The organism is Cyclobacterium xiamenense (assembly GCF_009467825.1).
Lineage (GTDB): Bacteria > Bacteroidota > Bacteroidia > Cytophagales > Cyclobacteriaceae > Cyclobacterium > Cyclobacterium xiamenense.
The window spans coordinates 1-25,869 of record NZ_WIOK01000018.1; the positions used below are offsets into that span (position 1 = coordinate 1).

Sequence of the window (25,869 nt, forward strand, 5' to 3'; positions counted from 1 at the left end):
TAGTTTATCAGTGCCACCAAATAGTGGAGATTCAAACTTTTCCGAATATTCGGGAAAAATAGCCGCATAAAAAAGGCTGCCCTTTTCGGACAGCCTCTTCACTATTACGCAGCACGCAGTTTATTCTTTCAGAAAAGAAGTGAGCATCCAGTGGTGCAGTTCCAGGCTTTTGATGAATGCGATCAGCATGTCCTCTGTGGCGGTGTCTCCGAGATCTGCTACTTTTTCCGCGCATTCGTTCATATTGTCTACCAGGATTTGAAAATCCCGCAACACTTCGTCTACCATTTCCCTTGAGCTTAGGTCAGTACCGACCTCTTCGATGTCGGCATGCTCGAGGTAGTCTTTCATCAGACTATAGGGCGTCATGCCAAATACCCGAATTCGCTCGGCAATCAAGTCGATGTTTGCAAACGATTCATCGTATAATTCCTCAAACTTTTCATGGAGATCAAAAAAATCGCTACCGGTAACATTCCAGTGGAAATTCCTAAGTTTTTGGTAATGCACGTGGTAGTTGGCCAGAAGCTTATTGAGGGAGCCTACAATTTTTTCTGACTCGTTTTTATTGTATCCAAGTTTTTTGAAGACCCGTTTTTCTGCTGTAATACTCATACTAATCAATTTAAGTTTTAACCTTTTTTAAATGACTTATACGGTAAAAAAGGATCATAAATGATGCCAATAATTCACCTATCGGGTTATCCATATCAATTTTAAATTGATTTTATTTGGTTTTTTGGATGCTTCTGATCTTTATTCGATAGAATAATCCGTGAAGCAATTGCAGTGCTTATCGATGAAGTACCTGGTTTAAACTCATTCGCAGGATTTCCCCCATATTTGTGCAGCGTAGAAAATCTGGATTTTTGTAGTGCCGGGCCAGTTCGTGCTTGAGGGTATAGGTATTTTCTTCCTTGGAAAGCTCGTCTTTTTCCATGCTATTCAGAATGTCCGTGATTTCTTTGGGAGAGCTTTTGAGGCGTGTGGCAATGAGGGCCCGTTCTTCTTTCTGGTATTGAGCCATGGACTCGGGGGTGATGTGCCGGATGCCCAGCTGAATCAGCGCATTGTTTTGTTTAAAATATTGCGGTAGGTAAATTGATTTTTTGCCTTCGTACGACTGCTGATCAAAGTCTATGGAGCGAATTCGGTAGTGGGTTTCCTCAAAATCTGGCGTCACATCAATCACGAAATTGGACGAATGCATGTCCCCGAGCAGCCGCACAAAACACCGTTCGTTAAACTTGACAAACTCCTTGGAAAGCCGGATCGGGTTTAGCAAGGGGTCATTAATCTGTTGCTTCATAAACTGCTCTCCAGGTATACCTGCGATGTGTTCTTCAATGAGCGAGTCCCGGTACACCAGGTAGCCGATTCGATTGGGAGAGAGCAAATGTTCCAGTTCCAGGCCATACACCCGGGAGGCATCGGCATTTTTTATGTAGAAATAGTCAAAGTTATCGTTGATGCGGTTAACAATCCGAACCCGAAAGGGCTGCGTATTCCCATAGGTGCAGAGATCTATCCGATCCACATAAAGGTGTTGCATCACCGACATATCACCGTCGGCCTTTAAGAGCGCGTAGATTTTTTTTACTTTGTAGTGAATCTCATTGCGGTCGGATTCGTCGTAGAAAACGGTCTCCCACAAAGTATCATTGCCCTTAAAATCGTACAGGGCAATGGAATTGCTGTAGCGGAGGAGTTCCTTGTAGTGGATGGGAATATCCACTTCTCTCCCGTATTTGACTAGGTATTCCCTAAGGTTTTCGCTGATCGGGTAAATAATCTTCTTTTTGCTAATGACCGCCATCGCATCGAACGCTTAGGATTGCGGGTTCTCCAACATTTTTTCCTGTTTCCGGAGTTTCCTGTCAAACAAAAAAGGACCGAATGGAAGAACAGCGGCGATGAGCGCAAACATGGCATTTTGAAAAGACCAGCGCAGCTTTCTGGAAGTGGGAAAGAGTACGAGGATGTACAGAATAAATAAAACCCCGTGGATCCAGCCCACATAGGTTACCATATCGGGTAAATCGAATATCCATTTCAAGGGCATGGCGACAAATACGAGTACCACCATGGATATCCCCTCGGTGAGGCTTATCATGCGGAAACGTTTTACAATGCCCAATCTTTCTTCATTCGTCATGTTCGTATTATTTTACATTGAAAAATACTTGTAGCGTGTCCCATAATTTTCGTTTTAGGGCCACGTTTTTTTCTAATTCTTCGAGCTCATCCGCAAAGAAGTACTCCAGGGGTTCTTGCATGATGCGGTAATTTTCCTTCTTCAACTTCATTAACGGGTGATGCAGGGTTCCAAAAAGTACCATTTTGACTGGATTGAGTTGGGATAGCGGATTTTCGTTGCTTTCCTTCAGGGATTTTTCAGATACCAGCGCAAGGTCCTTTAATGAAAGGTTGACCGCCCTGAAAATCTTAAATAAAAACTCCCTGTTTCCGGCGCTGAGTTCCTCCCCCTGATAGACTACCAAAATGGATTTCTGAAAATCGCCTTCGAATGGAATCGGCTCGGGGTCGGAGTTCTCAGGTACCGGAGGCGTTGCTTCCGGTTCTTCGAGCAAGTGGGTGTCCGTGGTCTCATCCAGCTCCAGCCGCGAAGCCAATTGGGCCGCAGCCAATTTTTCCCGCTCTTCCTCTTTCAGGACAAAGATATCCTCGGTAATAAATAAACGTAGTTCGTGAAGCTTCATGCTGACCAGGTGCTTTTCCCGTATGCAATTTATTGTTTTTGGCTAACCCCTTCCAAATCAAAGAGGGATTTTAATTCCGTCGCATCCTTTGGATCCATGCGATTGGCCAGGATTAAGCGCAACTGTCGGCGGCGCAAGGCACCGGCATACAATTCCTTTTCCGTTTGAGAAACCGGTTCCAACGAAGGCACAGGCACCGGTCGGCCTTGATCGTCCACAGCCACGAAGGTAAAGAATGCCTTGTGGGTGGCATATTTGAGGTTGGCAGGAATGTCTTCTGCAAATACCTCAATAAATACCTCCATGGAGGTGGAAAAAGCCCGGGTTACCTGCGCTTTCAACGTCACCACATTTCCCTGGGCGATGGGATTCTTGAAAGAAATGTTATCCACCGATGCCGTCACTACAATGGAATTAGAATGCCGTTGGGCGGAAATGGCCGCTACCACATCCATCCAATGCATGAGCTTGCCACCCATTAGGTTGTTTAACGTGTTCGTGTCATTGGGCAGTACCATTTCTGTTTTGATCACTTCCGAATCCGGCACGTATTTTTTTATGGTTTTCATGGTTAACCTGCATTATTCCCAACCTTCGTCACCCAGTAAAGGAACAAAGGAAAAGTTATCAAAGTTTTCGCGGATGATTTGCTTATCCGTTTTCCGGGTTAGTCGCAGCATCTGCTGGGTTTTCCGATTACCCACCGGTATGACCAGCATACCGCCGATAGTCAGCTGAGCCAGCAGCGTCTTGGGTACCAGGGGCGCCCCGGCCGTGACGATAATTTTATCGAAAGGTGCCTTTTCGGGCAAGCCCAGACTCCCGTCTCCCCAATAGTGTTGCACACGAACGCCGATCTTCGGAAGAAAACGTCGTGTGCGTTCGTAGAGTACCTTGTTGTATTCGACGGTGTGTACGTTCGCACCCATGCAGTACAAAATTCCTGCCTGATAGCCCGATCCGGTACCAATTTCCAGGACTTTTTCTCCAGGCTTTATATCCAGCAGGCTGGTTTGAAATGCTACCGTATACGGCTGAGAAATGGTTTGTCCCTCTCCGATAGGGAAGGCTTTGTCTTCATAGGCATGGCTAAGCAAGGCCGAATCGAAGAAAAAATGCCGCGGAATTTGGTTGATGGCATCCAGTACTGCTTCGTCTTCAATGCCTTTTTCACGCAGGGTGCGGATCAATCCCCTTCGCTGTCCTTTATGCAAGTAGCTGTCTTCGAGTTTCAACATGGTTTGGATCGTATCTTATCCCGATTCAATTGCTAAGTTAATGCTAAAAATGGCTTACTTTGTCATGAAAAGAGAATAAAATCCATTCGGTACGCTTCCGGAATAATAAAACGCTAGCAAACATGTTTACAGGAATCATTGAATCCCTCGGGACTGTCAGACGCATCACCCAAGCAGGGAGTAATGTGCATTTCGATATCGAAAGTAACTTGGTACCTGAGTTGAAAATCGACCAATCGGTCAGCCACAACGGAGTCTGCCTTACGGTAGTGGACCTGGACCACGATACCTACCGGGTGACGGCCATCGACGAAACCCTTCAAAAGACCAACCTAGGCGATTTGAAACCCGGCCACTCGGTCAACCTGGAACGCTGCATGCCGGCAAATGGCCGGTTTGACGGACACATTGTGCAGGGGCACGTGGACCAAACCGGGGTTTTAACTGAAATCCGGTCCGAAGATGGAAGCTGGATTGCCGATTTTGAATACGACCACAGCTCCGGCAACCTAACCGTGGAAAAAGGATCAATCTGTATCAATGGGATCAGCCTTACCTGCTTCCGCTCCAGCGAAGGAAGCTTTCGGGTGGCCATTATCCCCTACACCTATGCGCATACCACCTTTCACCTATTACAGCCAGGAGACCGGGTAAATCTGGAATTTGATGTCATTGGGAAATACGTCCAGCGCATACTAAAGGGATATTGATTTAACCTCGACCGGCACGTGCTTGCCAAACCTTGACTCCCGAAAGGGTGGCCCACCATACCAGCCAGGCCACTAGTACGCCCACTGCCGCTCCGACCAAAACGTCCAGGGGGTAATGAACCCCCAGGTAGATCCGGGTATAGGATACCAGTGCTGCCCAACCGAATAACCAGCCCATGCCCCGCATGCGTTTTTTTCCGACTTGCTGCATAAAGGATGCCAGGGCGAAGGTATTTGCAGCGTGGGAAGAGGCAAACCCATACCGCCCTCCGCAACCTGCATAATTCCGGATTAGTTCGTCCCAGCGCGGATCGTGGCAAGGGCGAAGCCTTTCAAAAAAAGGCTTCATAATGCCTGAGGTAAGTTGATCTGCCAGTACCACGGTAAGTATCAATCCCACCACATATCCTACCCACTCCTTTGGATACCGCCGGATGATCAGGTACAATAAGTACAGGTAGAGGGGTACCCAAATGTATTTGCCGGTGAGCGCCAGCATGATGGGGTCTAGCCATGGTGCATGTTGTCCGTTCAGAAATAGAAAAAAAGCCTCGTCCCATTGCTGTATCAGGTGGATCATTTGTCTTCCGTTAGCCAGTTTATGTTCTTTTTCAATCCCTCCAGGGTGAGGGCTTCCCGGGATCCAGCGGGAGGCGTATGGTTGTATTCCCAATGTGCTACCGGAGGCATACTCATCAAGATACTTTCGGTACGGCCATTGGTATCGAGTCCAAATTTGGTACCTGCGTCCCAGACCAGATTAAACTCCACGTACCGGCCCCTGCGCAAGGCTTGCCAGGCCAACTCCTCCTCACCGTAGGGCAAATCGGCGTTTTTTGCCATAAAATACCTATAGAGTTTTGGGAAAAGGTACCCCACGTCTGCCACGAAGGCAAACAACCTGGGGAAAGAGAGCGCTTCATCGGCCACCAGGCGGTCGAAGAAAATTCCACCCACGCCGCGGGTTTCATCCCGGTGAGGTAAATAAAAATAGTCATCGGCCCACTGCTTAAACCGCGGGTAAAAGTCGGGATGGTAGGCATCGCAAAGCCGTTTTAGTTCCCGGTGAAAATAGCCAGCATCTCCCCTGTCCAGGTAATGAGGAGTCAGGTCGATGCCTCCGCCGAACCAATAGGTGCCATTGCTCATTTCAAAATACCGGATATTCATGTGGATGATCGGCACCATCGGGCTGGACGGGTGGATTACAATGGACACTCCGGTTGCAAAGAAATCGGCCTGTTCCAGCTTCAGTTTTTTCAATATTTTTTCGGGCGTGGGTCCGTGGACGGCAGAGAACGCCACGCCTCCCTTGGCGATTACCCGGCCATTTTTTAGCACACGTGTGGTCCCACCACCGCCCTCGTTTCGGCTCCAGTGGTCACGTTCAAAATGCCCGATCCCATCTTCCATTTCCAGTTCCGTACAGATATGGGTCTGAATTTCCCGAAATTTTTTCGCGATCTGTTCTTTACTTATTTTTTCCATGCTGTATTTTTCGATTAAAAGGGATACCCGATCCCAATATTGAAGACCTGCTGCCCGCGTTCTCCCAGGGGTTGTTTGAAAGAAAGATTGTCCAAAATAAAGCGCTCTCCCTCCGGTCTGGCAGGGTCATAGGCTTTGATGCCCATGTCCAGCCGAAGCACCAGAAAATCAAAATCCATTCGAAGTCCCAGACCGGTTCCCACCGCCAATTCCTTATAAAACCGATCCACGCGAAAGTCGGTACCCTCCCGGGCAGGGTCCACTGCAAAGGTCCAGGTGTTGCCGGCATCGATAAAGAAGGCTCCATCAAAATAACCAAAAAGTTTTCGTCGAAATTCAAACATGGCCTCAAACAGGATTTCACCGGGCTGTTCGAATCGGTAATCAAAGGTACCGTCTTCGCGGATTTGTGGCGTAAAGCTGCCGGGCCCCAAACGCCTGGGTTGCCAGGCACGTATACTGGTGCTACCGCCTGCAAAAAAGTACTTCTCGTAGGGCAAAACCCCCCCGCTAATGCCGTAAGGTTTGGCTAAACCCAGATTGAGCCGGTAGGCAAAGGTACTTTTATTACTCAATGGAATGTATCGCCGGAAATCGGATTGAAATTTGAGAAACTGAAAATAAGTTAAGCTTCGGTCTGCAAGGCTTTCCGGGTCTAAAAAATTAAAGGTGGTGCCCCCACTCTCCACAAACAGCCGCCAGAGAGACGCCTGGTTTCGGCGGTATAGGCCGTATTGGTTGAAATTGATAATGACCTGTCCCGAAATGCTGCTAACGTAGGAAGGGAGAAAGGAATTGATTAGGTTATTCCCCTGTTCCTGCAGTTCTTCCAGCCGGGATTGGAACAGGGAGTCCAGGGAAGATCGGATCAGGTTGGCGTCCAGCAGGTTTACCGAAAACTGATGGCGCAGGTTACGGGTGGCCCAGGTGTAGGCCAGGATGGTGTTGAGTGCGTCTCGTACGTATTCCGGCCGGTTTACGTAACTGTAACCCAGTAGTGTACGCGTACGGGGATTGTAGCGCCCGAATTTTTCCAGGGTACCAAAATCAACGGGCACCAGAAACTGCGGGAAAATAAGGGAAGCGGAGGTGGAAAGCTCCCGGCTCCGGTACACGCCGCCTTCCGTGGTAGCTGAAGCCACCCCCTCCAATCCTGCCCGAAAATTAAACTCAAAAATTTCTAACCCCCGAAACAGGTTGCGGTTTCGCAGCGAGTGGCTGAAAAAGGGACCGGGAAGTTGTTCTGTGACACTGGCACCTAGTTGGTTGGTGATTTGAAATTTCTGATTGGGGCGGGTAAATATTTTTGTCCGGATGCTGTTTCCGAGGGTGTCGAAAGAAATGTTTACGAATCGAAAAACGTCTAGATTGGCCAGTTGCCGCTGGGTCTCAATAACGGCGTTTTTGCTGTAAACGTCTCCCTTTTTTTGAAAAATTCGGGAACCGATGATGTTCTCTGCATACCGATCCTGGTACATGATATACCGGATTCCGTTCCATTCCGTCGAAATAGCTTCGTCTGGGATGAGGTCATTTGGGCTGGCAATGGTGAAAATAACCGAATCGATGGTATAAAGTCGGTGTTTTTCTCCCCGTTCGGGCGTTCGAATCAATTGCTCAATGACCACATTTTTGTCTACAGTATCTTTGTAGACGTTGTATTCGATAAAGGACTTGGAAAAAGTATAATAGCCGTTGTCTTTCAACAGGTCTTCGATTCGCTGTCTTTCATTAGTTAGATTGGTTTGCCGGTAGGTTTGGCCCGTTGTGAGGGCGCTGTATTTTTGGTTTTTTTCCAGAAGGCTGTAAAGTTCTGGGTCTTCGGACCGAGTGAAGATACTGTCGATCCGGTAGGGAGCGTTTTCCTCAATTCGGTAGAGCAGGTTTGCCTTTTTCCCGGAGGTATCCGTCAGGGTGCGGACGGAGGCATCAAAAAAACCATTGTTTTGCAGGTAGAGAAGCATTTGTTGCTGGGAAATCGCCGTTTCGGCACTATCCAGCAGCACACGGGCATTACCTGTTCGCATAAACCAGTTGCCGTATTCCAGTTTACGTTCCAGCGCATCCGCTCGGTTGTTTACCTTTCGGTACCGTTTTTCAATTTTCCGTGAAGAACTGCCTTCACTGATCAGCTCCGAGAGCGATTCGGCTTCCTGCTGGCTTTGGCGGAGTTTCTGCGCAACGCGGGCACTGTCATAAAAGCCTCTTCCTAGGGAATGTAACAGCACGCCCGGAGATAGATTGAGCAAGGGGACGCGTGTATTGGGCTTCTGGCGAATCAGATTTCGCAGGTTCTCGGCATCGCTTTCCCGAATACCTTCCGTGTCCACTTCGTAGAGCAAAAGTGCGCCTGGTGGAAGCTCCCGGGTGAGGCTACAGCTCCAGAGCGAAAGGATCAAAAAGAGAAAGTTTATATCTTTGGTATTCTTCACTGCAACAGTCTCGACAAATGCTAAGCAAAAATACGGTTAAGTTTATTAAATCCTTGCACCAGAAAAAATTCCGTAGGCAAGAACAGGCCTTTTTCGTAGAAGGGGCCAAAAATGTAACGGAATTGTTGCGTTCAGATTATACCTGCACGCATTTGCTGTATACCGACAAATTTGCCGCTTCCTGGCCTGATATGGTAGCGGGCTTTTCCGGAGATAAGGTAAACGTCCTTCCCACCGTTTTGAAATCGCTGGGTACCTTTTCCAGCAACGATCAAGCCATGGCATTGGCCATTTCCAAACCCAACCTCCCGATACAGGTGGTTCCCGGCGAACTGGTACTTGCCCTGGACGATATCCGGGACCCTGGTAATCTGGGTACCATCATCCGCATCGCGGACTGGTACGGAATCAAAAAGATGCTGCTTTCTCCGGAAACCGCGGACCTTTACAATCCCAAGGTAGTGCATGCCAGCATGGGTTCCTTTACCCGGTTGGAATTCGAGTACGTAGCCTTGTCGGAAAAGCTACAGGAGGTAGGGGTTCCGGTATTTGGGGCTTTTTTGGAAGGATTGTCCATCCACGCGCACCAAGGGCAGGCGGACGGAATATTGCTAATGGGCAACGAATCCCACGGGATTTCTTCCGAGCTGGAAAAGTTGGTAAGTCAAAAGCTGACCATTCCGGCCTTTGGCGGCGCCGAATCCCTCAATGTGGCCGTAGCCACAGCAGTGCTATGCGATCACCTGCGCCGCTTACGTAGATAAGATTAGTTAGTTCATACACTAAAATTTGACATTTGTATTTGGTGGAGTCAAATTTTTTTCCTATCATCACGGGCGTTTCTTCAATGAAGTTTTTTTTTCTTCGGGTTTTTCTAAAAATGTGTTGGATTTCTTTTGATCGAAAAAGGGGGGGATAAGGAAACAGGAAATGATTACTTGATCGATAGTTAAGGTGGTTTGCTGGCCTTTGAGTTTGGGGGCATCCATTTTTGTATGTGCTTTGTTTTTTTTGAATCGCTTTACATACATACGGATGGAGCAGCGAATGAAAATGATACCTGTTACCAACCAAAATAGAAATTGATGAAGTTATTCTCTGGTCTCCTGCTTCTGTCTTTGTTTGCAGCCTCCTGCACTACCTACCAAGCCACCGTAACCAAACACGATGAATTAAACTATAGTGCGATACGTGTTTACCCGGAATGGACCTACAAAAAGCCAAAAGGGAAAAAATGGATAGCACCTCTAATTGGATTAAGCATCGGAGGGGCTTACGGATACCAAACGGAATTTACTTACGACGGGCAGACCTTTAGAGAAGCTGAAAATGCAGCTATATGGGGAGGTGCAGGTCTGATTGCGGGAGCAATGGTAAATGGAATACTTTTTCCGAAATATGCGGCGAGACGGAAGCAAACGTTTGAATTGTCACAAAGTGACAAATGGGTAAAGAGTTTTAATTCAACTACGGGGATCAATTATGTGATTAGTCAAAAAGAGTTAAACAACACCTTGGTTCTTGTGCCGGAAGAGAAAATCCGAGAGCTACGACAGCAGGCCCAAGTACTCCGAAATGACCTGAACCAGGCTACACCAACGATAGGTTTTGATGAACTTCAAAGTTGGAAAGGAGACTTACAAAGGGAGTACTCCGTGCTGCCTTCGTCTGAAATTAGCGATCTATCCTTGTTGATTTCGACCAATGAAGCCAAAGTAGCCAATATCGACCTACTCGCAAAAGTCCAGCAGCTACAAGTATTGAATCCTGATTTAAATTCCGTAAATGTGTTGAATCGGTTTAGCGGCGCGAATGCGCTTCTTTACTCCAAAGCCGATGCTCTAACTCAACAGCGGGCTAACGATATCATCTTCACAAGAATAACTGAAATTTTCAACCAAATTTTACCTGAAGAAAAAAATAAATTGGCATCGATCGAACCTGGAAAAGAGGGTATTGGTCCCATCAATGCGTTTTATCAATCGTTTACGCAAAAATATGGGAATCTCCTTACTTTCGAACAGGTCAAGGAGTTGAAGATGCTAATTGAAGCGAAGAAAAGTTCGATGCTAACAGCTATTGCAAGAGAAATACGTCTTGAAATCGACAATGCACAAAGCGTCAATCAACTCGAAACGATCACTAATACCTACCTTTCTCACGTCGATACAGGAAATAGTCTTATTGCTACACTAAATGAGAGAATTATAGCCCGAAAGCGGGAGATTTTAGAAGAAGAAAAAAGGCGGGAGCTCGCAAAACAACGGGCAGAGCAGGAACGCAGAGATCGAATCAGAAGAGAGGAGGAAGCAAGAAGAAGAGTTATTTCACAAAATAATGCCGTAGTAGACAGGCTAAGAAGAGATTTGCGGATCGAATTTGAGTCAAATTTCCCCACTTTTGAAGAACTACAGGCCATTCTCCAAGCGTATATCAAATTAATAAACGATGATGGGAAGTATTTGGTCAAAGATGCCGACTATTTTATCAATCTGGTAGAACGAAAAGGTTTTATGCGTAGGGGGATGAACGCCATTTCTTCGGATGACGAGTCCTTTGAAAATAGTAAAGGATTCTTGATTAAAGCATCTGCTTTTGGTTCATTTGATAAAGAAGAACTAACCTATGTTTCACTTACAATCCCAAATCCATCCGCTGAAATGATCCGGATGTATAAATTAGAGCTGGTATCTAACTACCGAAATACCTTTCGGTCTAGCATGAATCCCTACGAAGACGCTGAAGGGGGGGATTTATATGTGGATAGTGGCAAAACTATGTACGAGTACGACATTAATAAAGACGGCGAATTGGTCGTTGAGGTACGAAAGAATACCGACGCAATTTGGCCCATTATGGCAGAACGGATTAGCACGAATACGATCAAAGTTGATTCCTATTCAAACTTCACCGATATCTCGCTTCGAGAAGGTCAACTAGTAGAGATTGAAGCGTCGGGATCCATTAAGTTGGGAGTGTTTTCCGTGGATTGTTACCCGGAAGGAATAAATGGTTTTCGGTCCAATAACGTGGACCAACGTTTCAATCATGGTTGTCTGATCGGAAAAATCGGAAACGACGGAGAATGGTTTTATATCGGTAGGAATAAAACCTTCACTGCGCCAGTCTCGGGCGTTCTCCATTTACGTATCAATGATGACGTAGAAATTGATAATAGTGGGCATTTTATTGTTACGTACTCCGTTAAATAGTTCGAATTTACTATTGGAAAGGCGAAATAAGCCCAGGCGATATTAATTATTGGTTATATACCCACTACCGTAGTGTGCAAGGATGTTTTGGTTCATCCACCACCCCTTTTTTTAACCCGATTCGGGGAAACAGGAGTATGTTTGGGTACCCGGCACCCATTTCCGTTTGCGGCTGGATCTCGTTCACCTGCTGCGCGGGGTCTCTTGTCAGCGGTACGCTCGACAACCACAGGAACCGTAGTTCGTTAACCCTATTTTCTGCTACCTTCCTTTTGGCAAGGGATGCCAACAGCTGGTAGGCAAAATGCCAGTATCCCTCCCTGCTTTCCTTTGTCTTCAGGGTTTTTCTCGCATTCATCTTTAAAAGAAACCGGCAGCCAACACAGGAAGCGATTCGCTACGGCGAAAATTGACTTGACATGCGGATACATTTCGATTCCTCAAAAACGCCTGATTCGTGCATGGGATGTTGGGGTTTTTTATTCATCGATGGATGAAATTACTGTGTAAATATAAAAAAAGGAAATGAAATACTAAATTATGTAAACGAATCGTTATTCGTCTAAAGGAAACAGGGGCGATCAAGTAGCAAGGAATTGGCAGGTCCATCGGCTTTTTTTCGTGTTGTTCTGATTTCTTGCAACCAACCGGTGGGGTGGAAAAATACCGGATGGGCCCTTAATGCTTCGAAGACGAAAAAAACGATTTCAACCATACCATGAACAAACAGGTAGCAAATTCCGAAAAAATAACCGTCCAGGCAGTCCTGGCAGTTGACCGAAAAAAGGTCTGGGAATACTACACCGACCCGCAGCACATGATGCATTGGAATGTGCCCTCAGCGGACTGGGAATGTCTTCGCGCGGAAAATGACCTGAGGAAAGGGGGACAACTTTTTGTCCGAATGGAGGCCAGGGACGGTAGTTTTGGGTTTGATTTTGACGCGGTGTACGAAACGGTGCGGCCGGAGCAGTTACTGAATTACACGCTGACAGATGGCAGGAATGTAGCGGTTTCCTTTGACGTATTGGGGGCCCAAACGCGCGTAAGTATTTGCTTTGACACCGAACCGCAGAATTGCCCGGAAATGCAACGGCAGGACTGGCAAGCCATCGTGGATAGGTTCAAACGCTACGTAGAAACCAACGAAGCGGCGCAAGGGTAGTCAGGTTCCGGTCCGGATGGGAGCAGTGAATACGGGGGAGTTCGAAAGCATCAGAAATCCAAGCCGAAACGGATTCCTGCTTGCCGAGATAATATCCGGGCCCGCGGTGAAAATTACCATATTTTCGTTAATTTGCCCGGCATTTCGACCAAACTTTTCTCTATGGCATCCCTTCGAAGACACCTGGCGAAAGCCGGGATAAACGGGTTTTTCTTCTTGCTAGTAGTGACCATCCTGACCGCCTATTTATTTCCAGAATGGGGGGCAGGAGAGGGGGAACGTCTCGTCGATGAACTCACCTATTACGGCGTATCCCTGATTTTCTTTTTTTATGGGGCAAAGATAAGTCCGGCTACCTTGAAGCTAGGATTGTCAAACTGGCGACTGCACCTTTGGATTCAAAGTACCACATTTTTGGTTTTTCCGGCCATCATTTTGGGCTGTTACGCGGTGTTTGGGCAGGCGAACAGCTTATTTTGGTTGGGTACGTTTTACCTGGCGGCATTGCCTTCTACGGTATCTTCATCCGTGGTGATGGTGTCCATCGCCAGGGGCAATTTGCCCGCGGCGATTTTTAATGCCAGTATTTCCAGTCTGCTAGGGGTTTTTATCACTCCGTTATGGATGGATCTTTTTCTCAGTGCTTCGCAGGCGGATTTTGCCCTTTGGGATACGGTGGGTAAACTGGTGGTTCAGATTTTTTTACCGGTCGGTCTGGGGTTTTTGCTTCACCGGTACCTGGGGTCCTGGGTGCAGCGACAAAGTCGGCCGTTGAAATATTTCGACCAGAGCGTTATCTTATTGATCGTCTTTTCTGCCTTTTCCCAATCTTTTGGTCAGAACATGTTTGCCGGGCAGAATGTATTGGGGCTCAGCTTTTGGATGTTGGCATTGTTTTTAGTGATGCTGGGCGTGATGTTTGGCGTCGGCAAGTGGCTTGGGTTTAGCCGGCCGGATCGGATCACCGTACTTTTTTGCGGGTCCAAGAAATCCCTGGTGCAGGGAGCGGTGATGGGCAAAGTTTTGTTTCCCGATCCCGTGGTTTTTGGCGTGGTTCTATTACCCATCATGGTGTACCACACCTTGCAACTGTTGCTTGGCAGTGCGCTGGCGGAGCGATTGGGAACTGCAAAAACCGAACCTACATGAAAGAGGCGTCCTGAGCAGCTTCTTCGGCCATTTGTTCGGCCAATCGTTTTCCAAGGTACCGATCTATCAGGCCGTGTCCGACGTATAACAAGGGGGTAAGCAAAATGGCCACCGAAAACTTATAGATGTAATTTATCAAACCGACGGCAATGATTTGTTGCAGCGACCAGTTGCCGAAAATATAAAAGGCAATTCCCAACACGACAAAGGAATCGATGAACTGCGATACCAGCGTAGACCCGGTAGCCCGTAGCCAGATCATTTTGGGACCCGTGATTTTCCTCAATTTTTGGAAGACAAATACGTCGAGTAACTGCCCGAGAAGGAAAGCGATTAGCGAGCCGATAATGATCCCCAGCCCTTGCCGAAAGATCGTGTTAAAGGCATAATCGATATCAAAGGGGTTACCAGAGGCATCGCTGGCATTGACTTCCAGCCAGAACGCGGCCGGGGGAAGCTGGGTGACCAGGCTGATGACGATAAACACATACACAATCAGGCCAGCGGTAATAAAACTGATCTTTCGAACCCCTTTTTTACCAAAATACTCGTTGATAATGTCCGTGGTAATGAACACCACCGGCCAGATCACGGCGCCAGCTGTCAGATTAAAATCCAGCACGTAGGTTCCGAAAAAAGTCCAACCGGCTGGTTTTAGTCCCAGGGTTTCTTCGCCGGAAAAGATTTTGACGCCAATGATTTCTGCCAGGATGGCATTGGTAAGGAATATGCCGCCCAGAATGATGAATAAATTGGTCTTTTTAGACTGGTTCGCCTTTTCTTGAGAATCCATGGTCAGGGAATGGGATAAGTGGTACCTTCTTCACTTAGTAAGCTGTTTGGGAAGACCGCCTGAGCTTCTGCGAGCAGGGGTTGCAGGTCGTTGTAACGCACGGAATAATGGCCCAGTAGGAGCCGTTTTACGGATGCCGCCCGTGCAATTTCCGCAGCTTCTCTACTTGTACTATGCCTGGTTTGTTTTGCGCGGTCTTTTTCGGCCTCCATAAAGGTGGATTCGTGATACAGGATATCCACACCCCGTATATACGGTACGATACCGGGGTCGTAGACGGTGTCCGAGCAGAATGCATATTTTCGTGGAGGCGTAAGCTGACAGAAATCCGCCGCTCGGTACAGCACCCGGCCGGTCATGTCCCGAACATCCTTTGCCTTTAGCAGGGTGCGAATGGCTTCCAGACCTGGTTTTTGTTGCCGTACCAGTTCTTTTCGGAGTTTGACACGTCCATTTTTTTCTTCGAAACTAAATCCCGTGCAAGGAATACGGTGTTGCAAAGGAAATGCATACACCTCCAAATCATCCAATTCCAACAGTTGGGTTTTTTCGACCACCGATACGGTGTGAAAAATCAAGGGGAACTTCAATAGCGTCCCGGAATACTTTAGCTGAACCGTAATGATTTCATCCAATCCTTTCGGTCCGTACACGTGCAGCGCCTGCTTCCGATTATTCAAATGGTAGGTCCCAATCAGCCCCATCAAGCCCAGGTAGTGATCTCCATGCAGGTGGGAGATAAAGATTTGGTTGATTTTAAAATACTTAACTTTAAACCGTCTGAGCTGATGTTGGGTAGATTCCCCACAATCCAACAGGAAGCTATGTCCTCCCCAGGTTACTACCTGAGAAGTCTGGTTTCTGCCGTGGGCGGGGGCAGCCGAGTTAGAACCCAGAATGGTGATCGAAAAGTCCAAGCGGATAGGTTTCTACTCTTCTTCGTCTTTCTCGGCACCTTGCTCGATTTCGTGGATAAACACGGCCTCAGCCGCTGCTTCGTTGTCGTCCACTACCTTAAACACTTTGTCTAGCATGGATATCCGCATCAACTTCAGTACGTGTTCCTGCAGGGAGGAAAGGACAAAAACGCCACCTTCTTCTCCAAAGGCCCGGTTACCGACCAGTAAGGCGCTGAGCCCGCTGGAGTCGGCATATTTTACCTGGGCCATATCCAAAATCAGGTTTTTGTACCCTTCAGCATGCACGGTGAGAAGTTCCGATTTCAATTGCGGAGAAAGGGTAGAGTCAAGTTTTTCCTCCAGTAAGGTGAAAAGTACGAACTGTTCTTTCTTATCTACGGCGTATTTCATTTTTTTATGTAGTTATACCTGTCGGTGCGTTTGGTCAAACATCTTCCCGCAGGAGGATTTCGATTTAAAATTAGTCTAAAATAACGTGGTGCCAAAATGATCCGTTCATTTAAATATGTTCCAAAATGGCAGCTTTGATTCGTGCTTCCATATCCGAACTATCTGCGGGCACAAAGGTTTTTCCAGTAATGTGTTCAAATAGTTCGATGTACCGATGGGAAATGGACGCAACGATTTCCGGGCTCATTTCGGGAACGGATTGACCGGGTTTTCCCTGAAAGCCATTTTCGATCAACCATTGCCGGACAAATTCCTTGGAAAGTTGCTTTTGGGGCTCGCCCACTGCCTGCCTTTCTGCGTACCCATCCAGATAAAAATACCGGGAGGAGTCAGGCGTGTGGATCTCGTCTATCAGTAGAATCTCCCCTTCGTAGCTTCCAAATTCGTATTTCGTGTCTACCAGCACCAGTCCTTTTTCCCGAGCCATCTCCGTACCCAGGCGAAACAAGGTACGGGTATAGGCCTCCAACTGGAGGTAATCCTTTTCACTAACGATACCGTTTTTCAGGATGGCATCTCTGGAAATATCTTCATCGTGCCCCTCGGAGGCTTTGGTAGTTGGCGTAATGATGGGTTCCGGCAGGGGATCGTTTTCCTTCAAGCCATCTGGAAGGGGTACACCACATAGAACTCGCTTTCCATCCCGGTATTCCCGCCAGGCATGCCCCGCCAGGTAGCCCCGAATCACCATTTCGACTTTGAAAGGCGTGCACCGCTTACCCAGGGTGACATTTGGATCGGGAGACAAGCTGACCCAGTTAGGCACCGCGGCGGCTGTGGCAGAAAGAAAATGAAACGCTATCTGGTTCAATACCTGTCCTTTATAGGGAATGGGTACCGGTAGGACCACATCGAATGCAGAGATCCTGTCGGTCGCCACGACGGCAATGGTTTTTTCGAATATGTAAACGTCTCTTACTTTTCCCCGATAAAAATCAACCTGACCGGGAAATTGAAAACTGGTGCTGGTAATGCCTTGACTCATGTGGTATCAATGTTAACATGCAAAAATAGAAATTATTCCGGACTTCCGGATGTTCGCGTCTATACAACAAAGACGAACAAAATCCACCCTACTTGTTTTCTCGTCAGCAAGTAGAAATTCAGCGACCCATGCCTCTTTTATAGGTTATTTCCCGTTGTAACGTACCACGTTCGTCGTACGTAGTGAACCGGCCATGCCGCAGGCCTTTTCGATAGTTTCCTTCGATTGCCAGCTGCCCATTTTCGTGATAGGTAGCAAATTTCCCGTGCTTTACACCTTTTTGATACAGGGCTTCGGATGCTTTTTGTCCATTTGGATAAAACTCGGTTACCAATCCTTCGACCTGCCCCTTCCGGAAGGTTTTTTCGAGTACTAGCTTCCCTTCTTCAGTATATTCCTGAGTCAATCCATCCGGCACTCCCTGATCAAAATTCGTTCTTGCCTGCACCTGCCCATTCGGATAATACGTTTCCTGTACGCCCTGCGGTTTCCCCTGTTGGAAATGGATACGCCCTTTTATTTTGCCGGATTCGTAAAATGATTCCAGCACTCCCTGAAGGACGCCGTTTTGGAAGGATGCCCGTTGGGCTACCTCACCGTCCGGGTAAAAAGAGATCACTTCCCCTTGAATCTGGTCGGCGGTGTAGGGAGTGATTTTCAGTGTGTCTCCGGTCTGCGGATGCAGTTCCACAAACAAGCCGGTTTTTTTACCCGCATCGAACTGACCCACCTGTGTTCGGCTGCCGAAAGGGTCGTACCGCTGGTACCGTCCGTGCGGCACCCCGTCCCGAGTTTCGTACCGCTCCTTCACCTGGGAGTTTTCCGCATCGTAATAGCTGGTTTCTACCTGAGCCAAAGCAGGCACACCTACGCAATATACCGGCAATATAACAAGCCAGATGAACCGTTTCATGACGTTTTGATTGATGTAAAAGGGGGAGGGATGCGGATCAATAGTCAGGCAAGCCCCTCCTCGGTTGTTCCGTAGGTTTCTTCCGGTTTTGTTGAATGTACCGCAATTCGTTGCTGTTCATGGCATCAAGGATTTGCTCTGCCTGCTCTGGTGTGATGTTCATTTCTTCGAGTCGCTGACGCAATTCCTCCATGGCCTTTTCCCGATCACTAAGATCGCTTTCCATGTCGCTGCTGTCCTCGGACTCTTGGTTTTCCTCGGTTTGTTCCCCGCGAGGCTCTTCCATTTCATCGGACTTATCCGCACCGTCTTCCTGGGTTTCTTCCTCTCCTTCTCCGCTTTCCTGCTCCTCGCTTTCCTGGTCTTGTTGCTCTTGATCTTGCGATTCTTCTTGCTCCTGTTGTTCCTGGTTATCTTGGTCCTTCTTGTCTTGCTCTTCCTGCTCTTTTTGAAGTTTTTCCCAAAGCGCATTCAGCTTTGGATCCTCGGGGTATTTTTCCAGTCCCTCTGCCAAAAGTTGACTGGTAGCCCGAATGTCCTCGTTCACGTATTGCCTCGCTGCCTGGTTAAAATATTCCACTTCGGACTGCGCCAGGAGGCTCAGCGGACCGATGCCGACAAGCGCTACAAACAGAACAAGCTGCCTATTGATTTTCATTGATTTCATTGATCTCGTTTAGGTGATCCATAAACTTCTGGTAATAAGCGACTGTTTCATCTATTTCCAGGGCCCGTTCCATGATGCCCGCAGCCTCCCCAAACTGAAAACGATTTACCATTTCGTCCGCTTGCGCTTTCATTCGTTTGGCGTAGTTGGAAGGTTCAATTTTATCTTCATCCTCCCGGTCCTCTTCGTTTTCCTGATTTTCTTCGTTCCCTTCCAGCCAACGGCTCAGTAGTTCGTAGTTGTAACGTGCCTGCTCATTGCCGGGTTCCTTAAGCAGCGCGGTTTTGAAATACGAAAGTGCTTCCTTGTACTTTTGTTCGTTGCCGAGCAGGAATCCCTGTTGGTTGGCAGCAAATGAAGAAATCGAGCTGCCACTAGCTGAAATAAGTGGCTCGTAGGTTTTTTTCGCATCCTCTTCCTGTCCGTTGTTTTGGTAGCTCAGGGCCAGATTGAATCGTATTTCGGGTTGCCTAAGTTCGTGCTCCTCTAGTAAGGCCAGGTGGTTTCGGACGGCGTTTTCGAAATCCGCCTCTTTGAAGGAACGCTCCGCTTTTGCCAGCGCTTCGTTTGTAAGGGCAATTTTCTTCCAGTCAGCTGGAATCACAAGCAAAATCCAAAGTAGGTATCGGAACAACATGGTAGAAATCGTTGATTATAAGGATAACGTACGGATAGGCAATAAGGAATCCATCACCGCCAAAACCAATCCAGCAAGCAGAAAATAGAAATATTTGTTGGAAGAAGCTTCCACCGTCCGACTGGCCATGACCGTTCCCTCCAGGTTGGCAATGGCGTCAATAAGCTGGGGGATTTCCTGCAGGTCCTCGCTCAATTCAAAATAATCGCCGTCGGTTTGACTGGCAATTCGCTTCAGGTTCTCGGAGCTTAGGCGAGAGATGGCAGGGCGGTTGGTAGTCTGGTCGATCACCACACCGCTGCCCCTGGGAATGGTGCTGCCCGCCCGGGTGCCTATACCCATACTGAATACTTTGATGCCGGAGTCGCGGAGTTTTTCCAGGGTTCCGTCCAATTCCCCGCCAAAATCCTCTCCATCGCTGATCAGGATAATGGCTTTTGATTTTGGTTCCTGGCTTTCGTCATTCATGAACTTGGTATGTGCCATCAGCAAAGGAGCCGCAATATCGGTACCGGAGTTGGGAACCAAACCGGTGTTCAACCCATCCAGGTGCAATTGGATCACGTTCTGATCGAAGGTCAGGGGACACTGAATAAAGGCCTCGGAAGAAAATATGATGATGCCAACGCGATCCGAACTAAAATTCTTAACCAGGTTTTTCAATTCAAATTTGATCCGCTGCAGCCTGCTGGGTTGGATGTCTTCTGCATTCATGGACCGGGACAAATCGATGGCCAGAAAGATGTCTTTTCCTTCCTGCTTGATCTCTTTCATGGCATTTCCGATGGAAGGTCCAGCCAGTGCAACTAGAAATAAACCGAAATACAAGCTGCGCAGTAGCATTTTCCAGACCAAGCGTCGTTTTTTAACGTTGATTTTTTGATTGATGGTCCAAAAACGGTACAAGTAGACGGCGTACAGCAACACGAAGACGGTAGCCAGGCCAAGTAATAAGGTAGTATCAGGGTATGCCCAAATCATGGCTTGAAATTAATCATTAATACGCAAAACGAAATGATAACGCCAGAATTATTACCGAATCGGAAAATTTACCCGTTACCGCCGGAATTAATGGTTGGATTCCCTAACCATTTTTACCGGATGCCGTTATCTTTTCTGGTGCGGGAAAGACGTTCTTTCCTATCGCATTATCGATTTCATTCCGTCAGTTACTACTTATGCTTGTCTACGCAAAAAATCATTTTTGGGTGCCGTTGTTTGTTTGTTTTGTCCTCTTTTTAGCACCGACTCGTTCCATTGCTCAGCAGCTTTCCAGTATACAGGGCCAGGTAGTAGACAAAGCGTCTGGCGAGCCCCTGCCGGGAGCTGCCGTATATTGGGAGGGAAATGCGGAGAAGGGTACCGTAACGGATGCAGAAGGGCGCTTTTCCATCGCCCAGCCCGATCCGGAAGGAGCGCTGGTGATTCGTTTTTTGGGTTTTCAATCGATTTCCAGGCCAATAAAGAAGGGCTCAAAAACCGAAGGGCTGCAGTTTTTTTTAAGTCCGGAAGAATGGATGTTGGAGGAAGTGGTGGTCTCTGAAAGAAGCCAGGACTACAACGTGGCTAGTACCGAAATGGGTAAAAATGTGATTTCCGGGCAGGAATTAAAGCGGATACCCGCGTTATTTGGAGAAGTGGATTTGCTTCGTGGGATTCAATTGCTTCCTGGAGTGACCACAGCGGGGGAAGGTACCACGGGATTATTTGTCAGAGGAGGGTCCGCCGACCAAAACCTGGTTCAGATAGACGGTGCACCCATATACAATCCCTCGCATTTCTTTGGATTTTTCTCGGTTTTTAATCCCGATGCCCTTAGCGATGTCGCTCTCTACAAAGGCAATATCCCCGCCCAGTATGGAGGCCGGGTATCTTCGCTGGTGGATATTTCTCTGAGAGAGGGGAATACGAATAAACTCCAGGGAGAAGGCGGGATTGGGAGTATTAGCTCCCGGCTTACCGTAGACGGCCCCCTGTTTTCCGAAAATGCTTCCTTTGTAGTTTCTGGCCGCCGTACCTATGCCGACGTGTTTCTGCCCCTTTCTCCCAATGAAGACGTTCGTGACAACCAGCTTTACTTTTATGACTTAAGTGGAAAACTCATGTGGAGGAACGGACCTAAAAATAAGTTCACGTTCTCTACCTATTACGGGAGTGATTTCCTGGGCCTGAATGGGCAGTTTGGCCTTGGCTGGAACAATTGGATCAACTCGTTTAATTGGGATCGACAGCTAAACGAGCGAAATTACCTGGATGTTACGGCGTATTACAGCCGGTACGGGTACCTGATTAGCCTTCGGGATGAGGAAAATGGATTTGATTGGTCCAATCATTTTTCGGAGACGGGTCTGAAAACATCCTGGACCTTGATCCCCGGCGAAAAGTCGGAAGTAAAAGCAGGCGTGCACGGGCAGCTGTATCATTTCGCGCGGGTGGACCTGCAAGGGACTCCCGAGAGCGGCATCGAACCCTTGGATTCCAATCCCAGAACGGGCTTTCAGTTCAATCTGTTCCTGGCCGGAAAAACCGAGATTACCCCCCGGCTGAGCGTGGAAGGGGGGCTGCGCTGGGGCAATTACCAGCAAATCGGTAACGGGGTGAATTACCTGTACGACAACAACGACCCAGGCGGTACGGGGCTGGTGACCGATACCCTGGAATACCGCCTCGGCGAGCGAATGCAGCAGTATCAGGGTTGGGAACCCCGGTTTGGTGCCCGGTATCGGATTGGGGAAGGGACTTCGATCAAGGGAGGCTTTAATCGCAATTACCAGTACATACAGGTGGCTTCCAATAATTCGGCGGGCCTGCCTATCGACCGCTGGGTGCCGGCCGGAAGGTACATCTTACCCATCCGTGGCGACCAGGTCTCGGCAGGCGTCTTTCAAAACCTCAACGATAATCGATGGGAGGTTTCCCTGGAAGCCTATTACCGGGATTTCCGAAATATCGTGGATTTAAAACAGGGAGCCACCGTGCTCTTTACAGACAATATAGAAACCGAACTTCTTACCGGAAATGGCTGGTCCTACGGCCTGGAGTTTTTACTTCGGAAAAACGTGGGAAAAACCTCCGGGTGGTTAAGTTATACCTGGTCCCGCGTGTTTCGGGAAATTCCAGGTATTAATGGTGGGAGACCCTATCCGCCCAGGTTCGACAGACCCCATGACCTGAGCCTGGTGTTGTCCCATCAATTGAGCGAACGCTTGTCGTTTTCCGGCACCTTTATCTATACCACAGGCATTGCTGTCACCTTTCCGGCAGGCTCCTACCTGGTGGACAACCAGCGGGTACCGCTTTATAGCGACCAACGAAACAGTGATCGCTTCCCGGATTACCACCGATTGGACCTGTCGGTGACGTTAAAAAACAAAGACAAAGGCCGCTGGTGGCAAGGAAGCTGGAATTTCAGTGTTTACAATGCTTACGGGCGTAAAAACCCCTTTTCTTACGATTTTCGGACCATATACAACGACGATATTTCGTTTGAGCCAGGTCCGGGCGAATCGGCTAACAGCGCCAGACCCGGAGTGGTCATGACCTATTTGTTTGGTATTTTACCATCCGTCACCTACAATTTTAAATTTTGATTGCATGCGATTACTTGTGTTAGCCGGGCTACTAGTGCTGTTTGCCTCCTGCCAGGAAGAGGTAGAAATGCCATTGGGCGCCCTGGAAAGAATTCCCGTTATCGAAGCGGTATGGACAGACGATCCGTCGGCGAATTTCGTTTCCGTAGCCTATTCCCGGGATTATTTCGATACCCTGGAAAACGAACGCATACCGGATGCCCTGGTCGAAATAGAGGATTTGAACAGTGGACGGGTGGTTGAATTTCGCTACGTGGAGGAACTGGGACACTACCTGGCAGTAAACCAGCAGGTTGCTGAGATCGGGCACGAATACCAATTACGGGTGCTCCTGGAAGCAGACGCATACGAAGCTACAGGTACCACCTTGGAACCACCGGTTTTGGACAGCATCACCTATGAATTCAAAGAAGAGCGGTTTTTTGCCGACGAGGGGTATTACCTGACCTTGTATGGGGATATTCCTTTTCCAAATAATAATTTTTACCGCTTGATCCTCACCCGAAACGATACGGTTTTAAATAGACGATCTGATTATTTTCTGTTTGACGACACCTTTGGAAGTACGATTTTGAACAATGGGTTTGAGTTGACGGGGTTTACCTTTGAAAAAGACGATAAGGTAAGACTACAAATGCTGCGCTTAAACCGCAGTGCATACGATTACCTGAACCAAATGGTCTCCTTGTTATTTAATGACGGCGGCTTGTTCAGTCCTCCACCGGCAAACCCGGCGAGTAATATTCGCGGTACTTCGGCCGTGATGGGGTATTTCATGACAGCTCCCGTCCTCACGGAAACGGTATTCATTCAGGAAGAGGCGGAGTGAGCAGGGAGATACGCCCGTACCTGTTCCATGCTGTAAGCCCAAAGTTGATCCCGTAGTTTTTTGGAGCGGGCTTTTGAGGAAACCGCCGAAGGCTTGGATTTTTTGAAATAGGCACCGTTTTTCCCAGGGACATTTGTTGCGGTGGCAAGAAAGATACCTGTCTCTGCTCCTTTGGCAGGGCTAATCATAAAAGGTTTGAATAGGGATAAAAGGATTTTAAAAAAACCTTTACTTTCACTACCGAATCCGGTATTGACGACCCCCGGATGCAACGCGTAAGCTTCCAGGTGCAAATCGGCGTATTTTTCTGCCAATGATTTGGTAAAAAGGATGTTGTATAATTTGGCGTTGGCATAAGCCGTGAACGAGCGGAAGCCATGGGTCAGCTCAAAGTCTTGGGGATTTACGGAAGCGCCTTTGTGGGCTTCAGAACTCACGTTGATGACTCTACCGCCTGTTCCGTTGGTCAGCAATGGAAGGAGCTGGATTGTCAGTAGAAAATGTCCGAGGTGATTGGCAGCAAATGTACGTTCATGGCCCTCGCTCGTTAATTTTTTTTTCGGAAAAATACCACCTGCGTTATTGATCAACAGGTCCAGTTTGTCCGTAGCCTCGGTCAGGGTTTTGGCAGCTCGGGCCACCGAGCTCAGGTCAGTAAGGTCGCAGGGGATAATGGTGAATTTTTTCTGTGTATCTAGTGGGTCGATCCGTTGTATGAGTTCCCGGGCTTTTTCTACGTTTCTGACCAATAGAAAAACACGGCTACATTTCGGGGACAGTGCTTTTGCTTTCTCTGCGCCAATTCCCGAAGTAGCGCCGGTTATTGCTAGTTGCATCATAGTTAATCGGTTTAGTTCATAAAACATGGCCGGCAGCATAAATGTTCGGCCTTTTGTCGCTGTTGTTGCAATCGGTTGACCATCAGATTGGGTCGGGCGGCGTCCACCGAAAGAGAATAAAGATTTGGAAGGGATGGTGAACGGGAGTAAAGGCGGTAAATATATTTTCCCTATTTTTGCCAGTGGGGAAGGTTACTGAAAAGTTAGTTACCTTCGTGGGCAGGCATTGGTACCCCAATGGAGAGAGGGAAACGTTTCGGATGGCGGAGCGGTAAAGGAATCACTCATGTAACAGATTGGCTTTTTTTCGTGGAAAAGAAAAAATTCATAGACATCAGACAGGTTATTGCAACCAAAAATCCGGGCCTTTTGAAATGGCTTCCCGGATTTGTCCTGGGGTACATCAAGCGGATTGTACACGAAGAGGAGGTAAATACCATCATGGCCAGGCACGGCGACCGAAAGGAGCTGGACTTTGTGGATGCACTCATAGAGGAATTTGGCGTGTATGTGGAAGTTAGAGGGGCCGAAAACATACCATTGGATCGAAGTGTGATAGTTGCGTCCAATCATCCCCTTGGTGGATTGGATGGGATTGTGTTGATGCATGTATTAGGCAAATACCGGAAGGACCTGCGGTTTCTGGTCAATGACTTATTGTTGAACATCCCTCATTTTGGAGAGCTTTTTGTGCCGGTAAACAAGCATGGCAGCAGTGGCAAGCGGGGAGCCGAATTGATTGAGGAAACCTATGCCTCGGATAATGCAATTCTCGTTTTTCCGGCCGGATTGGTTTCCAGAAAGCAGGAACAGGGCATTATGGATTTGGAATGGAAAAAGAGCTTTATCAACAAGGCCCGGAAATACAAAAAAGACGTGGTGCCCGTATACATGGAGGGAAGGAATTCCTCTTTTTTTTATAATTTGGCAAACCTTAGAAAAAAAATAGGAGTTAAGGCCAATATTGAAATGTTTTATTTGGCGGACGAGATGTTTGGGCAAAAAAACAAAAAAATTGTTGTCCATATAGGAAAACCAATTTCTTACAAGTATTTTGACGATTCCAAAACGGACAAATACTGGGCAGAAGAGGTCAAAAAAATAGTATACAACATTGTCCAAGACAAGTAGG

The 25,869-nt window shown here is 47.8% G+C and carries 28 protein-coding genes; 8 read left to right on the top strand and 20 right to left on the bottom strand.

Annotation, left to right across the window (positions count from 1 at the left end):
* Positions 1 to 120: 120 nt before the first annotated feature.
* The 6 genes from GCU44_RS14260 to GCU44_RS14285 all read right to left on the bottom strand — a co-directional run bounded on the left by GCU44_RS14260 (position 121) and on the right by GCU44_RS14285 (position 3,958).
* Positions 121 to 615: a Dps family protein gene (locus tag GCU44_RS14260; RefSeq protein WP_154857047.1), complete on the bottom strand. Its 495-nt coding sequence runs from the start codon at positions 613 to 615 to the stop codon at positions 121 to 123.
* A gap of 178 nt (positions 616 to 793) precedes the next feature.
* Positions 794 to 1,816, bottom strand: a complete 1,023-nt coding sequence (locus GCU44_RS14265) for a hypothetical protein (protein ID WP_154857049.1) — start codon at positions 1,814 to 1,816, stop codon at positions 794 to 796.
* A gap of 12 nt (positions 1,817 to 1,828) precedes the next feature.
* The gene (locus tag GCU44_RS14270; protein ID WP_317175340.1) at positions 1,829 to 2,113 is read right to left on the bottom strand and encodes a DUF3817 domain-containing protein; all 285 of its coding nucleotides are present in this window, start codon (positions 2,111 to 2,113) and stop codon (positions 1,829 to 1,831) included.
* Between the two features lie 49 nt (positions 2,114 to 2,162).
* Entirely contained in the window at positions 2,163 to 2,720 is a 558-nt protein-coding gene (locus GCU44_RS14275) for a hypothetical protein (protein WP_154857051.1), read from the bottom strand.
* A 29-nt stretch (positions 2,721 to 2,749) separates the two neighbouring features.
* Positions 2,750 to 3,289 carry an acyl-CoA thioesterase gene (locus GCU44_RS14280; RefSeq protein ID WP_154857053.1) on the bottom strand — a complete coding sequence of 180 codons (540 nt, stop codon included), beginning with the start codon at positions 3,287 to 3,289 and terminating at the stop codon, positions 2,750 to 2,752.
* A gap of 12 nt (positions 3,290 to 3,301) precedes the next feature.
* Entirely contained in the window at positions 3,302 to 3,958 is a 657-nt protein-coding gene (locus GCU44_RS14285) for a protein-L-isoaspartate(D-aspartate) O-methyltransferase (protein WP_154857055.1), read from the bottom strand.
* A gap of 122 nt (positions 3,959 to 4,080) precedes the next feature.
* Here GCU44_RS14285 and GCU44_RS14290 point away from each other — a divergent pair, with 122 nt between their 5' ends.
* Complete coding sequence (locus GCU44_RS14290) at positions 4,081 to 4,668, top strand: riboflavin synthase (protein ID WP_154857057.1); 588 nt, start codon at positions 4,081 to 4,083, stop codon at positions 4,666 to 4,668.
* 1 nt (position 4,669) lies between these two features.
* Here GCU44_RS14290 and GCU44_RS14295 read toward each other — a convergent pair whose 3' ends face one another.
* From GCU44_RS14295 to tamL, 3 genes are read right to left on the bottom strand one after another with little or no spacing between them, the layout of a single operon-like run.
* Positions 4,670 to 5,248 (bottom strand): phosphatase PAP2 family protein, encoded by a 579-nt coding sequence (locus GCU44_RS14295; protein ID WP_154857059.1) that lies wholly within the window; start codon positions 5,246 to 5,248, stop codon positions 4,670 to 4,672.
* Positions 5,245 to 6,156, bottom strand: coding sequence for an oxygen-dependent coproporphyrinogen oxidase (gene hemF, locus GCU44_RS14300; RefSeq protein WP_154857061.1), 912 nt, complete (start codon positions 6,154 to 6,156; stop codon positions 5,245 to 5,247). Before hemF ends, GCU44_RS14295 begins: the two co-directional genes overlap by 4 nt.
* 14 nt (positions 6,157 to 6,170) lie before the next feature.
* A complete protein-coding gene (gene tamL, locus GCU44_RS14305) occupies positions 6,171 to 8,588 on the bottom strand; it encodes a translocation and assembly module lipoprotein TamL (RefSeq protein ID WP_154857063.1) in 2,418 nt (805 codons plus the stop codon).
* Positions 8,589 to 8,605: 17 nt separating this feature from the next.
* On the opposite strand from tamL, the gene GCU44_RS14310 reads away from it, so the two are divergent.
* Complete coding sequence (locus tag GCU44_RS14310; RefSeq protein WP_092175010.1) at positions 8,606 to 9,352, top strand: TrmH family RNA methyltransferase; 747 nt, start codon at positions 8,606 to 8,608, stop codon at positions 9,350 to 9,352.
* A gap of 66 nt (positions 9,353 to 9,418) precedes the next feature.
* On the opposite strand, the gene GCU44_RS14315 is transcribed toward GCU44_RS14310, so the two are convergent.
* On the bottom strand, positions 9,419 to 9,577 hold the full coding sequence (locus GCU44_RS14315) for a hypothetical protein (RefSeq protein WP_154857065.1): 159 nt from the start codon (positions 9,575 to 9,577) through the stop codon (positions 9,419 to 9,421).
* A gap of 96 nt (positions 9,578 to 9,673) precedes the next feature.
* On the opposite strand from GCU44_RS14315, the gene GCU44_RS14320 reads away from it, so the two are divergent.
* Positions 9,674 to 11,800, top strand: a complete 2,127-nt coding sequence (locus tag GCU44_RS14320; protein WP_154857067.1) for a hypothetical protein — start codon at positions 9,674 to 9,676, stop codon at positions 11,798 to 11,800.
* A 64-nt stretch (positions 11,801 to 11,864) separates the two neighbouring features.
* Here GCU44_RS14320 and GCU44_RS14325 read toward each other — a convergent pair whose 3' ends face one another.
* Positions 11,865 to 12,158: a hypothetical protein gene (locus GCU44_RS14325; protein ID WP_154857069.1), complete on the bottom strand. Its 294-nt coding sequence runs from the start codon at positions 12,156 to 12,158 to the stop codon at positions 11,865 to 11,867.
* 360 nt (positions 12,159 to 12,518) lie between these two features.
* On the opposite strand from GCU44_RS14325, the gene GCU44_RS14330 reads away from it, so the two are divergent.
* Positions 12,519 to 12,965 (top strand): SRPBCC domain-containing protein, encoded by a 447-nt coding sequence (locus GCU44_RS14330; protein ID WP_092175018.1) that lies wholly within the window; start codon positions 12,519 to 12,521, stop codon positions 12,963 to 12,965.
* Between the two features lie 162 nt (positions 12,966 to 13,127).
* On the top strand, positions 13,128 to 14,114 hold the full coding sequence (locus GCU44_RS14335) for a bile acid:sodium symporter family protein (RefSeq protein WP_154857071.1): 987 nt from the start codon (positions 13,128 to 13,130) through the stop codon (positions 14,112 to 14,114).
* Here GCU44_RS14335 and GCU44_RS14340 read toward each other — a convergent pair.
* The 8 genes from GCU44_RS14340 to GCU44_RS14375 form a co-directional block, all read right to left on the bottom strand.
* A complete protein-coding gene (locus tag GCU44_RS14340) occupies positions 14,107 to 14,907 on the bottom strand; it encodes a queuosine precursor transporter (RefSeq protein WP_154857073.1) in 801 nt (266 codons plus the stop codon). The genes GCU44_RS14335 and GCU44_RS14340 overlap by 8 nt on opposite strands.
* Before the next feature lie 2 nt (positions 14,908 to 14,909).
* Positions 14,910 to 15,824 (bottom strand): ribonuclease Z, encoded by a 915-nt coding sequence (locus GCU44_RS14345; protein WP_092175025.1) that lies wholly within the window; start codon positions 15,822 to 15,824, stop codon positions 14,910 to 14,912.
* A 12-nt stretch (positions 15,825 to 15,836) separates the two neighbouring features.
* The gene (locus GCU44_RS14350) at positions 15,837 to 16,217 is read right to left on the bottom strand and encodes an STAS domain-containing protein (protein WP_154857075.1); all 381 of its coding nucleotides are present in this window, start codon (positions 16,215 to 16,217) and stop codon (positions 15,837 to 15,839) included.
* A 109-nt stretch (positions 16,218 to 16,326) separates the two neighbouring features.
* Entirely contained in the window at positions 16,327 to 17,262 is a 936-nt protein-coding gene (locus tag GCU44_RS14355) for a phosphoribosylaminoimidazolesuccinocarboxamide synthase (RefSeq protein ID WP_154857077.1), read from the bottom strand.
* Positions 17,263 to 17,380: 118 nt separating this feature from the next.
* On the bottom strand, positions 17,381 to 18,175 hold the full coding sequence (locus tag GCU44_RS14360; protein ID WP_154857079.1) for a toxin-antitoxin system YwqK family antitoxin: 795 nt from the start codon (positions 18,173 to 18,175) through the stop codon (positions 17,381 to 17,383).
* A gap of 37 nt (positions 18,176 to 18,212) precedes the next feature.
* Positions 18,213 to 18,842 (bottom strand): hypothetical protein, encoded by a 630-nt coding sequence (locus GCU44_RS14365; protein ID WP_154857081.1) that lies wholly within the window; start codon positions 18,840 to 18,842, stop codon positions 18,213 to 18,215.
* Positions 18,820 to 19,479: a hypothetical protein gene (locus GCU44_RS14370; protein WP_154857083.1), complete on the bottom strand. Its 660-nt coding sequence runs from the start codon at positions 19,477 to 19,479 to the stop codon at positions 18,820 to 18,822. Before GCU44_RS14370 ends, GCU44_RS14365 begins: the two co-directional genes overlap by 23 nt.
* Positions 19,480 to 19,494: 15 nt before the next feature.
* On the bottom strand, positions 19,495 to 20,460 hold the full coding sequence (locus tag GCU44_RS14375; protein ID WP_154857085.1) for a vWA domain-containing protein: 966 nt from the start codon (positions 20,458 to 20,460) through the stop codon (positions 19,495 to 19,497).
* 197 nt (positions 20,461 to 20,657) lie between these two features.
* On the opposite strand from GCU44_RS14375, the gene GCU44_RS14380 reads away from it, so the two are divergent.
* A complete protein-coding gene (locus GCU44_RS14380; protein WP_092175045.1) occupies positions 20,658 to 23,069 on the top strand; it encodes a TonB-dependent receptor in 2,412 nt (803 codons plus the stop codon).
* Between the two features lie 4 nt (positions 23,070 to 23,073).
* Entirely contained in the window at positions 23,074 to 23,898 is an 825-nt protein-coding gene (locus GCU44_RS14385) for a DUF4249 family protein (RefSeq protein WP_154857087.1), read from the top strand.
* Here the strand turns inward: GCU44_RS14385 and GCU44_RS14390 are convergent.
* Positions 23,880 to 24,737 (bottom strand): SDR family NAD(P)-dependent oxidoreductase, encoded by an 858-nt coding sequence (locus GCU44_RS14390; RefSeq protein WP_241684960.1) that lies wholly within the window; start codon positions 24,735 to 24,737, stop codon positions 23,880 to 23,882. The two genes, GCU44_RS14385 and GCU44_RS14390, sit on opposite strands and share 19 nt — an antisense overlap.
* Positions 24,738 to 25,046: 309 nt before the next feature.
* On the opposite strand from GCU44_RS14390, the gene GCU44_RS14395 reads away from it, so the two are divergent.
* Complete coding sequence (locus tag GCU44_RS14395) at positions 25,047 to 25,868, top strand: 1-acyl-sn-glycerol-3-phosphate acyltransferase (protein WP_262885321.1); 822 nt, start codon at positions 25,047 to 25,049, stop codon at positions 25,866 to 25,868.
* Position 25,869: the final 1 nt, after the last annotated feature.

Bases quoted from the DNA above. Each gene is read 5' to 3' on its own strand.
- GCU44_RS14310 (WP_092175010.1), top strand. From the start codon at position 8,606: ATGCTAAGCAAAAATACGGTTAAGTTTATTAAATCCTTGCACCAGAAA.
- GCU44_RS14325 (WP_154857069.1), bottom strand. From the start codon at position 12,158: ATGAATGCGAGAAAAACCCTGAAGACAAAGGAAAGCAGGGAGGGATAC.
- GCU44_RS14375 (WP_154857085.1), bottom strand. From the start codon at position 20,460: ATGATTTGGGCATACCCTGATACTACCTTATTACTTGGCCTGGCTACC.
- GCU44_RS14365 (WP_154857081.1), bottom strand. From the start codon at position 18,842: ATGAAATCAATGAAAATCAATAGGCAGCTTGTTCTGTTTGTAGCGCTT.
- GCU44_RS14290 (WP_154857057.1), top strand. From the start codon at position 4,081: ATGTTTACAGGAATCATTGAATCCCTCGGGACTGTCAGACGCATCACC.
- GCU44_RS14280 (WP_154857053.1), bottom strand. From the start codon at position 3,289: ATGAAAACCATAAAAAAATACGTGCCGGATTCGGAAGTGATCAAAACA.
- GCU44_RS14360 (WP_154857079.1), bottom strand. From the start codon at position 18,175: ATGAAACGGTTCATCTGGCTTGTTATATTGCCGGTATATTGCGTAGGT.
- GCU44_RS14340 (WP_154857073.1), bottom strand. From the start codon at position 14,907: ATGGATTCTCAAGAAAAGGCGAACCAGTCTAAAAAGACCAATTTATTC.
- GCU44_RS14350 (WP_154857075.1), bottom strand. From the start codon at position 16,217: ATGAAATACGCCGTAGATAAGAAAGAACAGTTCGTACTTTTCACCTTA.
- GCU44_RS14265 (WP_154857049.1), bottom strand. From the start codon at position 1,816: ATGGCGGTCATTAGCAAAAAGAAGATTATTTACCCGATCAGCGAAAAC.
- GCU44_RS14285 (WP_154857055.1), bottom strand. From the start codon at position 3,958: ATGTTGAAACTCGAAGACAGCTACTTGCATAAAGGACAGCGAAGGGGA.
- GCU44_RS14260 (WP_154857047.1), bottom strand. From the start codon at position 615: ATGAGTATTACAGCAGAAAAACGGGTCTTCAAAAAACTTGGATACAAT.
- GCU44_RS14315 (WP_154857065.1), bottom strand. From the start codon at position 9,577: ATGGATGCCCCCAAACTCAAAGGCCAGCAAACCACCTTAACTATCGAT.
- GCU44_RS14295 (WP_154857059.1), bottom strand. From the start codon at position 5,248: ATGATCCACCTGATACAGCAATGGGACGAGGCTTTTTTTCTATTTCTG.
- GCU44_RS14335 (WP_154857071.1), top strand. From the start codon at position 13,128: ATGGCATCCCTTCGAAGACACCTGGCGAAAGCCGGGATAAACGGGTTT.
- GCU44_RS14275 (WP_154857051.1), bottom strand. From the start codon at position 2,720: ATGAAGCTTCACGAACTACGTTTATTTATTACCGAGGATATCTTTGTC.
- GCU44_RS14385 (WP_154857087.1), top strand. From the start codon at position 23,074: ATGCGATTACTTGTGTTAGCCGGGCTACTAGTGCTGTTTGCCTCCTGC.
- GCU44_RS14270 (WP_317175340.1), bottom strand. From the start codon at position 2,113: ATGATAAGCCTCACCGAGGGGATATCCATGGTGGTACTCGTATTTGTC.
- GCU44_RS14380 (WP_092175045.1), top strand. From the start codon at position 20,658: ATGCTTGTCTACGCAAAAAATCATTTTTGGGTGCCGTTGTTTGTTTGT.
- hemF (WP_154857061.1), bottom strand. From the start codon at position 6,156: ATGGAAAAAATAAGTAAAGAACAGATCGCGAAAAAATTTCGGGAAATT.
- GCU44_RS14355 (WP_154857077.1), bottom strand. From the start codon at position 17,262: ATGAGTCAAGGCATTACCAGCACCAGTTTTCAATTTCCCGGTCAGGTT.
- GCU44_RS14370 (WP_154857083.1), bottom strand. From the start codon at position 19,479: ATGTTGTTCCGATACCTACTTTGGATTTTGCTTGTGATTCCAGCTGAC.
- GCU44_RS14330 (WP_092175018.1), top strand. From the start codon at position 12,519: ATGAACAAACAGGTAGCAAATTCCGAAAAAATAACCGTCCAGGCAGTC.
- GCU44_RS14320 (WP_154857067.1), top strand. From the start codon at position 9,674: ATGAAGTTATTCTCTGGTCTCCTGCTTCTGTCTTTGTTTGCAGCCTCC.
- GCU44_RS14390 (WP_241684960.1), bottom strand. From the start codon at position 24,737: ATGATGCAACTAGCAATAACCGGCGCTACTTCGGGAATTGGCGCAGAG.